The sequence below is a fragment of the Corallococcus sp. AB030 genome (genome assembly GCF_003668965.1).
GTDB classification, from domain to species: Bacteria; Myxococcota; Myxococcia; order Myxococcales; family Myxococcaceae; genus Corallococcus; species Corallococcus exiguus.
This window is the reverse complement of the sequence record NZ_RAWQ01000271.1, coordinates 1-11,260: the sequence shown is the minus strand read 5'-3', so window position 1 is coordinate 11,260 and position 11,260 is coordinate 1. Positions and strand designations below refer to the sequence as shown.

Annotated in this window: 9 protein-coding genes and 1 pseudogene; 7 read left to right on the top strand and 3 right to left on the bottom strand. The window is 70.7% G+C overall.

Annotation, left to right across the window (positions count from 1 at the left end):
• Positions 1–980, bottom strand: a 980-nt coding sequence (locus D7Y15_RS39215; protein WP_148712979.1) for a hypothetical protein, incomplete at its 3' end; no start/stop codon positions are given.
• Between the two features lie 190 nt (positions 981–1,170).
• Here D7Y15_RS39215 and D7Y15_RS39210 point away from each other — a divergent pair.
• Complete coding sequence (locus tag D7Y15_RS39210) at positions 1,171–2,001, top strand: urease accessory protein UreD (RefSeq protein ID WP_120581694.1); 831 nt, start codon at positions 1,171–1,173, stop codon at positions 1,999–2,001.
• 18 nt (positions 2,002–2,019) lie between these two features.
• Here D7Y15_RS39210 and D7Y15_RS39205 read toward each other — a convergent pair.
• Both D7Y15_RS39205 and D7Y15_RS39200 read right to left on the bottom strand, forming a co-directional pair.
• Positions 2,020–2,840 (bottom strand): annotated as a pseudogene (locus D7Y15_RS39205) (IS5 family transposase).
• 45 nt (positions 2,841–2,885) lie between these two features.
• Positions 2,886–4,136: a cell division protein ZapB gene (locus D7Y15_RS39200; protein ID WP_126936300.1), complete on the bottom strand. Its 1,251-nt coding sequence runs from the start codon at positions 4,134–4,136 to the stop codon at positions 2,886–2,888.
• A 123-nt stretch (positions 4,137–4,259) separates the two neighbouring features.
• Between D7Y15_RS39200 and ureA the strand changes: the two genes are divergently transcribed.
• The 6 genes from ureA to D7Y15_RS39160 all read left to right on the top strand — a co-directional run.
• Positions 4,260–5,045, top strand: coding sequence for an urease subunit gamma (gene ureA, locus D7Y15_RS39185; RefSeq protein ID WP_120581142.1), 786 nt, complete (start codon positions 4,260–4,262; stop codon positions 5,043–5,045).
• A complete protein-coding gene (gene ureC, locus D7Y15_RS39180; protein ID WP_121755749.1) occupies positions 5,042–6,757 on the top strand; it encodes an urease subunit alpha in 1,716 nt (571 codons plus the stop codon). Before ureA ends, ureC begins: the two co-directional genes overlap by 4 nt.
• Before the next feature lie 11 nt (positions 6,758–6,768).
• Positions 6,769–7,431, top strand: coding sequence for an urease accessory protein UreF (locus D7Y15_RS39175; protein ID WP_120581144.1), 663 nt, complete (start codon positions 6,769–6,771; stop codon positions 7,429–7,431).
• A 26-nt stretch (positions 7,432–7,457) separates the two neighbouring features.
• Entirely contained in the window at positions 7,458–8,174 is a 717-nt protein-coding gene (gene ureG / locus D7Y15_RS39170; protein ID WP_120581145.1) for an urease accessory protein UreG, read from the top strand.
• A gap of 98 nt (positions 8,175–8,272) precedes the next feature.
• Positions 8,273–10,753, top strand: a complete 2,481-nt coding sequence (locus D7Y15_RS39165; RefSeq protein WP_306770492.1) for a sensor histidine kinase — start codon at positions 8,273–8,275, stop codon at positions 10,751–10,753.
• Positions 10,753–11,260 (top strand): DUF6597 domain-containing transcriptional factor (locus D7Y15_RS39160; RefSeq protein ID WP_121755750.1); only part of this gene is annotated, 508 nt, incomplete at its 3' end. The genes D7Y15_RS39165 and D7Y15_RS39160, both read left to right, overlap by 1 nt.

Sequence of the window (11,260 nt, the reverse complement as noted above, 5' to 3'; positions counted from 1 at the left end):
GTGGGCGGGGGGAAGGGGGTGGTGCTCTGCGCGGTCGTTTTGCCGGTGATGCGGCCGAAGTGGCTGAACCGGCCGCTGCACGTCCCGGCGCAGGTGCTGTAGACGGGCTGGTGCATGCGCACGGGCTTCACCAGCCCGCCGGGCTGCCGGATGCCGAACTCCTGCGTGAGGATGGAGGCCAGCGACGTGCAGTGGAGGGTCAGGGTGACGCGGCTGCTGCCCTGCGTGGTCAGGCGGGCGTTGGAGGGCTTGTTCTGGGACAGGGGGCGCGAGTACAGGTCGTGCGCCGCGCCCAGGCTCGTTCCCGCGGAGTTGGTGCGCGAGTAGGACGCCTCCCAGGAGCACTGGCAACCCTCGGCGGGGCCGATCTTGATCAGGCCGTGGGCGTAGCTCAGGGCCTCGCCGTACAGCGAGGGCTCACGCCGGGCCACCTCGCGCACCAGGTCGAACTGCTTCGTCCCCATCTCCTTCTCGATGGCGCCGAGGGTCTTCTGCAGGGCGTTGCTCACGTGCAGGACCTCGCGGCTGGCGGAGATGCCCGGCGCGGCCGTCAGCTGGCAGGTCTTCTCGTCCTCGCAGGCGAGGCTGACGTCATAGGGCTGGCTGGCCAGCTCCCGGCCCTGCGCCTCACGTACGACGAGCCGCTGGGCCCAGCCCGTCTCCCACGGCTCCTGCACCGCGCCGGACAGCTTCACCTCCACCTCCTCGCCGGCCTTGGGCGAAAGCCGCTCGCCCGCGGTGATCTTCTCCGTGCCGTCATAGGACAGGACCTCCACCTCCCCGGGCAGGGACTTCGACTCCGCGGACCAGCGGATGCGCGCGGTCAGCTCGCCGTCCTGCATGGACACGTTGACGATGGTGGCAGGCATCTCGCGCGTTTCAGCGGCGTGGACGGGCGCGGCCACGAACAGGCAACCCACGGCGAACGAGGAGAGGGTCAGGGCGCGAAGCCAGGAGGCTCGGGGGGAACGACGGTGCATGGTGCTGTGCCTTGGGAAGAAGGTTCCGCCATATCTGACACGCGATGTCAGGATTGGCGGGCCGCCCCAAGAGCAGGTTGCGTGCCAGCGAGCCTCCACGTCTGTCGCGAGGGAGGGGGGCTGTAGCGCGAAACGCTACGCAGGACCGGTGCACGGCTTTCCGGTGCGGCTCACGTGCTAGAAGGGGAGGGTGATTGCCGCTCTTCCCGGCCCGGAGCGCGCGGGCGTCGCGAGGCTCGCGTTCGAACGCTCGGGGCCCCGCACCGTGGTGCGCACCGCGCTGGCGCACAGCCCCTTGCGGCTGCTCACGCCTCGCAACCACGGCCACGCGGCGTGGGCCTATACCAGCTCCTTCGGTGGCGGGCTGGTGGACGGGGACCACCTGCGGCTGGAGGTGGATGTGGCGGACGGCGCGTCGGCGCTGCTCGCGACGCAGGGCTCGAACCGTGTCTACCGCTCGCCCAACGGTTGCCGCAGTGATCTCGTCGCGCGCGTGGGCCGGGACGCGCTGCTGGCGTGGGTGCCGGACCCCACCGTCTGCTTCACCGACGCCCGCTATTCACAGACATTGGATGTGACGCTTTCGCCGGGCGCGTCGCTGGTGCTCGCGGACGTGGTGACGGCGGGGCGGAGCGCCCGGGGCGAGCGCTGGGCCTTCCTGCACTACGCCTCGCGCCTGCGCGTCGCGCGGGAAGGGCGCGCGTTGGTGGATGAGCGGTGGGTGCTGGACCCCGCGCACGGCGCGCTGCCGGAGCGGCTGGGCCGCTTCGACGCGCTGGCGTCCGTGCTGCTGGTAGGGCCCGCGTTGAAGGATGCTCGGGAGGCCCTGGCCGCGCGCGTGGCGGGCCTGCCGGTGAAGCCTCGCGCCCGGGAGGTCATCTCCGCCAGCCCCCTGGGCGAGGACGGACTGCTGCTGCGCGTAGCGGCCGTGTCGTTGGAGACGCTGCTGGCCACCACGCGCGACTGGCTGTCCTTCCTACCGGGCCTGCTGGGTGACGACCCGTGGGCCCGGCGGGTGTGACTAGGGCGTGTCCGCAAATTAGAGCCAGAGGCGGATGGAGGCGATATGGACCATCGCCAGGTAGTTGGCGGCGCGCTTCTCATAGCGCGTCGCCACCCGCCGGTTCTGCTTCAAGCGATTGAAGAGACACTCCACCCGGCAGCGTTTGCGGTAGGCCGCGCGCCGGAAGGTGCGCTGCCGGGGCTGGTCCGAGCGAGTGGGGATGATGGCGTGCACCCCATGTTCGCGGCACCAGGCGCGGAGGCTGGGGTAGCTGTAGCCTTTGTCCGCCGCGAGGGCGTCGGGCAAGCGGCGTGGCGCCCCCGGTGAGTGCGCGCGCGGCACGCTGCCACCCGCCATCAGCGCCTTGAAGGCCTGCGTCTCATGGCGTTGGCCTGCCGTCAGCTCGAAGACGAGCGGCCGCCCCTGGCCCTCCGCCCGGACATGCAGCTTGGTCGAGAAGCCTCCCTGGCTGCGACCCAGCGCTTCAACCTCCCCCCTTTTACCGGCGTGCCGCGTGCGCCGGCTGCGTGCTGGTGGGCGCGGATGACGCTGGCGTCCAGGAAGTGCAGCGTCCAGTCCAGGTGCTCATCCTCGTGCGCTTCGGCCTGCAACTGCCGCAGCACCCGCGCCCAGATGCCTGCCTCCTGCCAGCGGTAGAATCGGCTGCTGAGCGCCTTCCAACTGCCGAACTGCTCCCGAGGCACGTCGCGCCAGGGCGCTCCGGTGCGCAGCACCCAGAGGATTCCGTCGAGCACTTCGCGGTGGTCCTTGTTCGGTCGGCCCCGCGCGGGTTTCTGGGGCGGCAGCAGTCCTGCCAGCCGCTCCCATTGGGCGTCCGTCAGCTCTCCTCGGCTCATGCCCTCCTAACACCCGGCTCCCCTCGAACTATTTGCGGACACGTCCTAGTAGCGGGTGATGTCGAACGTGCTGTAGTTCTTGTACAGCTCGCTGACGTGATCCGCCGTCAGGTTGACCGCGTCCTTGTGGTTGTTCGTCTTCCACTCGGCGGTGTTCGCGTCCAGCAGGCGGTTCGGGCCGTCCGTCTTGTGCAGGCCCAGCACGTGGCCCTCCGCGGCCTCGCCCGACTTGCGCAGGCCGATGCGGTAGTGGCCGTTCTCCTTCGTGCCGTCGTACAGCTTCTGCGCGAAGGTGTCCTGGGTGATGGGCTCGAAGTCCTGCACCTTCACGCCCGGGTGACCGCCGCCACGGCCCGTGCGGAAGTCGTCCACCATCGCGGCGATGCCTTCCTGCTTCTTCGCGATGGCGGCCTGGTCCTGGTTGAGCTGCGCCATCCCCGCCTTGATGTCCTGGGTCAGCTCGCTGCGCTGCTGCTTCAACCCCTGGCGCTCCTCCGGCGAGAGGTCCGGGTTGGTGAGCAGCTCGTTGATCTCCTTGCGCTGCGCGCTCTTGCCCTGGAGCTCCTTCACGCTGCCCTGGAGCTTGTCGATGTCATCCATGTGCGCGCCGTTCAGCTTCGTGAGGGCGTCGCTCTGCAGGTGCTCGGCGTGCTGCTTGTCGATGAGCTTCCCGAAGTGGTTGTCCGTCAGCTTGCCGAACGCCTGCGAGCCCTTCATCGGGTCACCGCCCGCCTCCTTGCCGGTGCGGATCCACTCGGAGGTCATCGCGCTGCACACGCCCGCGTCCGTGCCCGCGGGCATGTTCGGCTGCTTCAGCATTGGGTGGCTGCTCTGGTCCGTGTAGCGCAGCACGTCCGCGCCCGGATTCTCCAGCTTCATCTGCTCGACGATCTTCTGGATTTGAGGGCTCGGCGTCATGGCCTTGCCCTTGCCCGGCGTGCGGCCCAGGGCCATGTCCGCGATGTCGCTCTCGGAGAGGTTGGGCGACTGCAGCTGCGGACCCTGGAGCGAGCTCGCGTCGATGTTCGGGCGCGACGACGAGGCCTGGGGGCTGCCGGTCGGCTTGAACGCGTCACCCTGGGGCGTCGTCCCGGTGGGAGTCGTCGGCCGGGAGACACTCGGCGAGCCCGTGGGCGACGCGGTGGGCGAGGCCGTGGGCGACGCGGTGGGGGTCGACGGCTTCGCGCCCGTCGTGCCCGGCTTCGAGAAGGTCGGCTGGGCCACCGTGTTCGTCGTCTTCGGTGGGGCGGGAGGCGCCTTGGGCGTCTTGGGGAAGCCGGCCTTGAAGCTCTTCATGGGGGGACTCCGGAGGGGGAGAACGGCGCGAGGGGCCTCCATCCTGGCTCACGCTGACGCGTCGCGCTAGGGTCTGGCGGGTCGGCGCATCCCGCACCCGGAAGAACCGAGGGAGTCGGACCCATGCATCTGTCCCCCCGTGACGTGGACAAGCTGCTCCTGCACCAGGCGGGCGTCGTCGCCCAGAAGCGGTTGGCGCGAGGCCTGCGCCTCAACTACCCGGAGGCGGTGGCGCTCATCGCCACGCAGCTGTTGGAGTTCATCCGCGACGGCCGCAGCGTGGCGGAGCTGATGGACCTGGGACGCCGGTTCCTGGGGCGCGCGCAGGTGATGGACGGCGTGCCGGAGATGTTGGCGGAGGTGCAGGTGGAGGGCACCTTCCCGGATGGCACCAAGCTCGTGACGGTGCATCACCCGGTGGTGGCGGAGCACGGGGACCTGTCGTTGGCGCTCTACGGCAGCTTCCTGCCGGTGCCGCCGCTGGAGCGCTTCACCGTGCCCGCCGCGTCACCAGAAGGGCCTCCTGGACTCGTGCGCGCGGCGGAAGGCGCGCTGGAGCTCAACGCGGGCCGCAAGGCCATCACCCTGCGCGTCACGCACCGGGGCGACCGGCCCATCCAGGTGGGCAGTCACTACGCGTTCGCGGAGACGAACCGAGCGCTGGTGTTCGACCGGGGCCGCGCCTACGGCCACCGGCTGGACATCCCCGCGGGCACTGCGGTGCGCTTCGAGCCCGGCGAGGTGAAGACGGTGTCGCTGGTCCCCATCGCGGGCGAACAGGTGGTGCGCGGCGGCAACGCGCTGGGCAGCGGCAAGGTGTCCGATGAAGGCCGTGAGCGCTTGCTCGCGGCGGTGCGCGCGCAGGGCTTCGGTCACGAGGAAGAGACCCCCGAGGAGGACCGCTCATGAGCCGCAAGCTGGACAGGCGCCACTACGCGGACATGTTCGGTCCCACCACGGGGGACCGGGTGCGGCTGGGAGACACGGGCCTGTGGCTCCAGGTGGAGCGCGACGCCACCGTCTACGGCGACGAGTGCAAGTTCGGCGGCGGCAAGGTGCTGCGCGAAGGCATGGGCCAGCGCGCGGGCACAGGCGACGCGGACGCGCTCGACTGCGTCATCACCAACGCGCTCGTGGTGGACTGGACGGGCATCTTCAAGGCGGACGTGGGCATCAAGGCCGGGCGCATCTCCGCCATCGGCAAGGCGGGCAACCCGGACGTCATGGCGGGCGTCACGCCGGGCATGGTGGTGGGCGTCGCCACGGAGGTCATCGCGGGTGAAGGGCTCATCCTCACCGCGGGCGGCCTGGATACACATATCCACTTCATCAGCCCGCAGCAGGCGGACGAGGCCATCGCCAGCGGCATCACCACCTGGGTGGGCGGCGGCACCGGACCGGCCACCGGCACCAACGCCACCACCTGCACGCCGGGCGCGTGGAACCTGGCGCGCATGCTGGAGGCCACGGATACCATTCCCCTGAACATCGGCCTCACTGGCAAGGGCAACACGTCCCTGCCGGAGGGCTTGCTGGATCAGGTGCGCGCGGGAGCCATTGGACTCAAGCTGCATGAAGACTGGGGCACCACGCCCGCGGCCATCGACACGTGCCTCACGCTGGCGGACGCGGAGGACGTGCAGGTCACCATCCACACGGACACGCTGAACGAGTCCGGCTACGTGGATGACTCGCTGGCGGCGTTCAAGGGCCGCACCATCCACACGTACCACTCGGAGGGCGCGGGTGGCGGCCACGCGCCGGACATCATCCGCGTGTGCGGCGCGCCCAACGTGCTGCCCAGCTCCACCAACCCCACGCGGCCGTACACGGTGAACACGCTGGATGAGCACCTGGACATGCTCATGGTGTGTCACCACCTGGACCGCGAGATTCCGGAGGACGTGGCCTTCGCGGAGAGCCGCATCCGAGGAGAAACGATTGCCGCGGAGGACATCCTCCACGACCTGGGCGCCATCAGCATGATGGCCTCGGACAGCCAGGCCATGGGGCGAGTGGGCGAGGTCATCACCCGCACGTGGCAGACGGCGCACAAGATGCGCGAGCAGCGCGGGCGGCTCCCCGGCGAGCAGGGGGACAACGACAACCTGCGCATCCGCCGCTACGTGGCGAAGTACACCATCAACCCGGCCATCGCCCACGGGCTGTCCCACGAGGTGGGCTCCGTGGAGCCAGGCAAGCTCGCGGACCTGGTGCTGTGGCGGCCCGCCTTCTTCGGCGCGAAGCCGGAGCTGGTGCTCAAGGGCGGCTTCATCGCGTGGGGCCAGATGGGGGACGCGAACGCGTCCATCCCCACGCCGCAGCCGTACCTCATGCGCCCGATGTTCGGCGCGCGAGGAAGGGCGCGGGGCTCCACGAGCATCGCCTTCGTATCAGGGCGCGCCTTGAGGGAAGGCACCGTGCAGGGGCTGGGGCTCACCAAGCGGCTGTCCGCGGTGGTGAACTGCCGCGCGTTGGGGAAGAAGGACATGCGCCTCAACGACGCGCTGCCGGTCATCACGGTGGATCCGGAGACGTACGAGGTCCGCGCGGACGGAGAGCTGCTTCGCTGCGAGCCCGCCACCTGGCTGCCCCTGGCGCAGCGCTACTCGCTGTTCTGAAGGAGCGCGCCATGGCTTCCGGCTGGAGGGTGTTGCAGCTGGCGGACTCGGGGTTTCCCACGGGGGGCTTCGCGCACTCGGGAGGCCTGGAGGCCGCGGTGCAGGCGGGCGAGGTGCGCGGCCCGGGTGACGTGCGGCGCTTCGTGGAGGCGCTGGTGTGGCAGGCGGGACTGGGCGGCCTGCCGCTGGTGGGCTCGGCGTGGCGCGAGCCCTCCGCACTGCCGGCGCTGGACGCGCGCGCGGACGCGTTCCTCACCAACCACGTCGCGAACCGGGCCAGCCGCACGCAAGGCAGGGCCTTCCTGGACACCTGCGCGCGCATCTTCCCGGAGGCCGTGGGGCCCGTGCGCGAGGCGGCCCGCGCGGCCCGTGTGAAGTTCCACCACGCGCCCGCGTTCGGCGCGGTGCTGTGCGCGCTGGCGGTGGAGCAGGAGGACGCCCTGCGACTCTTCCTGTCGCTCACCCTGCGGGGCGCGCTGTCCGCGGGCGTGCGCATGGGCGTCATCGGCACGCATGAATCCCACCAGGTGCAGCACGCGGCCACGCCGCTGCTGGAGGCCGTCCTGGAGCAATGCAAGGCATTGGGCGTGGAGGACCTGGCCCAGCCCGCGCCGCTGTGGGACCTGTTGGGCGCCACGCACGACCGGCTGTACTCCCGGCTGTTCCAGTCCTGAAGCAAGAGACGAAAAGGAAGCGCGACATGCACGACGACGACCACCGCGGCCATGGGCAGGACGGGCACGAGCACACGCACGAGGACTGGGACCACCCGGGCCATTTCGACGCTCGCGACAAGCCGCACCGGCGTGACTACTCGCAGCGGGCCTTCACGATTGGGATTGGCGGGCCGGTGGGCAGCGGCAAGACGGCGCTGGTGCTGGCCCTGTGCAAGAAGCTGCGCGACCAGTACCGCCTGGGCGTGGTGACCAACGACATCTTCACCAAGGAGGACGCGGAGTTCCTGGTGCGCAACCAGGCCCTGTCCCCGGAGCGCATCAAGGCGGTGGAGACCGGAGGCTGTCCGCACGCCGCCATCCGCGAGGACATCAGCCACAACCTGCTCGCGCTGGAGCAGTTGATGGAGGAACTGCACCCGGAGTTGCTCATCGTGGAGAGCGGCGGTGACAACCTGGCCGCGCAGTACAGCCGCGAGCTGGCGGACTACACCGTGTATGTCATCGACGTGGCGGGCGGGGACAAGGTGCCTCGCAAGGGCGGGCCGGGCATCACCCAGTCGGACCTGCTGGTCATCAACAAGACGGACCTGGCGCCGCACGTGGGCGCGGACCTGGGCGTGATGGACCGCGACGCCCGGAAGATGCGCGGCGAGGGCCCCTTCGTCTTCACCCAGGTCACGCACGACGTGGGGGTGGACTCGGTGGTGGGGCACCTGCTCGACGCCTGGCGTCGGAGATAGGAAGGCGCCTGGCGTCGGAGATAGGGACTGGACGAACGGTCCGTCCCGGACCGCACTCCGCCACTGACAGCCGGAGCGGGACGTGTAGTGTTCCGCCCGTGGGCATCCTCGAGCGGGCACGGGTGGAGTGGTTCGCGGCGGCCTTTGGACTTGTCGTGGGCACCACGATGGTCTTCGTGCCCTATGAGTTCGGGGCCGCCATCTTCCAGGTCATCTACCCGTACATCCGCCCGCTCGGCAGCCTCTTCCTGGTGGGCTCCGCGACGATGCTCGCCGCGATGCTGTACCCCACCTGGCCAGCGTTCGTGGGGTGGCTGGGCCGGGCGCTCTTCCTGGCGGCGGTGGCCTTCTACTGGTGGGCCGCCGCCGTGCTGCCCGGAGGCATCACGGGCCTCATCCTGTACCCGCTGCTGGCGGGACTGCTGCTGCTGGAGCGGACCCGCCGCTTCCAGGGGAGGGGCCTGCTGCCGGTGTTCATCGCCTGCGTGGCGCTGAGCTTCGGCGGGTTGATGGTCCTGGTCCCCAGCAGCTTCATCCGCATGTCGCTGCTGGCGTTCGGGCCGTTCATCCGGTTGCTGGGCGGCGCCTTCCTGGCGACGGGGGCGCTGATGGCGGTGGGGCTGTGGCGTGGCCACGAAAAGGCCTGCCGCATCGCCGCGGGCAGCTTGAGCGTCCTGTTCCTGAACATGACGCTCGCGTTGGGGTCGCGACGCTCCTGGGCCGGGATGGGCGTGTACGCGGTGCTGGCCCTGGCCTGTCTGCTGTTGTGGCGGATGCGTCAGGTCCCTGCCCCGTCCGGGGTGCGCTGGCGGCTGTTCCGGGGCATGGCCCTGGCGTCGGTGCTGCCCATCCTGGGCGTGGGGGCGGTGACGTCGTACGTGGCCCAGCGGGCCATCTCGGCGGAGCTGCGCGGCAAGGCGCAGCAGGCGGTGCTGGCGGAGACGGCGTGGCTGGAGCAGTCGGCGGCCATCGCGCGCTCGCTCTTGCGTTCTCAGAGCCAGGACCCGGGCTTCATCGAAGCGGTGCGCACCGGGGACCGCAAGGAGATGATTGAACGGGTGGAGTTGCTGGAGAACGACACCGGCCTCTTCGACGCGGCGTGGCTGCTGGACGCCACCGGGGAGACGCTGGTTCCGTCCAAGCGGCTGAACCGCCTCACCGGCAACTTCGCGGACCGGGAGTACTTCCAGCAGGCGCTCAACGGGGGCGACGCGGTCTGGGTGTCGCGGCCCTTCCTCACCCGCGCGGGGCTGCCCTTCATCGTCTTCTCCACGCGGGTGGACCTGGGGGAAGGCCAGCGCGCGGTGCTGGTGGGCGGGCGGTCCCTGCGGCGGCTGGGGCTCCAGTCGACGCTGGCCTCGCGCAGCTACCACGTGGAGTTGTTCGACCGGCGCGACGGCATCCTGCTGCGCGAGACCGAACGGGGCGACGTGCTCACGCGGGCGCCGGTGCTGGGAATGCTGCCCCCGAAGGCGCTGTCGGCGCGGGAGGGCCTGCTGGAGGCGTTCAATGAATCCGGGCTCCGCCTGCTGGTGGCGTACGCACAGGTGCCGGGCACGGAGTGGACGGTGGTGGTGACGGCGCGGCTGCGCGAGGCGTTCGCGCCGGTGACGCGCATGGGCGCGTGGGTGGTGGGCATCGCGGCGCTGGCGGGGGCCATCTCGCTGCTCCTGTCGCAGTGGGTGGGGCGGGACGTGGCGGTGCGGCTGGAGACGCTGCGGGACGGCTTCGCCGCGCTGGGCACGCCCGCTCTGGAGCAGCGGGTGCAGGCCCGGGGCGACGACGAGGTCGCGCAGCTGGCGGACGGCTTCAACGACATGGCGGCGCGCATCGACCGGACGCAGAAGGAGCTGCGCGAGGCCATCGTCATCCGGGATCAGTTCCTCTCCATGGCGAGCCACGAATTGCGCACGCCGCTGACACCGCTGAAGGCGACGCTGGAGCTGCTCATCCGCCAGTCGGAGTCCGGCGTGGGGCTGACGCCGGAGCGGCAGCGCGCCACCTTCGAGCGGCTGACGCGACAGGTGGACCGGCTGACGCGGCTGATTGGCGACATGCTGGACGTGTCGCGGTTGCAGTCGGGGAGATTCGCGCTGACGGTGGCGCCCATGGACCTGACGGCGCTGGCCCACGAGGTGCTGGAGCGCATCCAGTCCACGCGTCCGGAGCGCCAGGGGTTGTTGTCCCTGGACGTCCCGGAGGGGCCGCTGGTGGGCCGGTGGGACGAGCAGCGATTGGATCAGCTGCTGACGAACCTGGTGGAGAACGCCCTGCGCTATTCGCCGCCGGGGACGCCGGTGTCCATGCGGGTGCGCGAGGAGGAAGGGCAGGTGCGGGTGGACGTGGAGGACCAGGGCATCGGCATTCCGCAGGAGAGCCTGCCGCAGCTCTTCACGCCCTTCTTCCGCGCGCGAAACGCGGCCGAGCACTACGCCGGAGGCCTGGGATTGGGGCTGGCCATCTGCCGCGAAATCGTGGAGCGCCACGGAGGCCGCATCCAGGCGAGCAGCGAGGGGCCAGGGAAGGGCACGTGCTTCACGGTGTGGCTGCCCCGCGCGGCCGTCGCGGACGCGGCCTGATGCGCTACGTGGAGGCGAGCCCCTGCGCGGCGCTGGCGCCGTACGTCCAGTGCTACTGGGCGCTGGAGCTGTCAGGAGCGGCGCCGGTGGGGGTGCACCGGGTGCTGCCGGACGGGTGTCTGGACATCCTGGTGGACCTGACGGACGGGGTGGGGCTGCGCGTGGTGGGAGCGATGCGGGCGGCGGAGGTGGTGCCGTTGTCCGCGCGTGCGTCCTTCGTCGCGGTGCGCTTCCGGCCCGGAGGCGCGCAGCCATTCCTGAGGCTGCCCTTGCTGGAGCTGACGGACGCGAAGGTGGCGCTGGGGGACCTCTGGCCGCGCGAGGCGCGCGAGTGGCGGGAGCGGCTGGACGCGGTGGAGGGGACGGCGGCCCGCTTCGCCCTGCTGGAGCGGCTCTTGTTGGGCCGGCTGCCCGGGCAGGAGGGGGACGTGGGGGTGCGCCACGCGGTGGACCACATCCTGGGAGCGAGGGGGCAGGTGCCAGTGCGTTCGCTGGAGGGGGTGATGG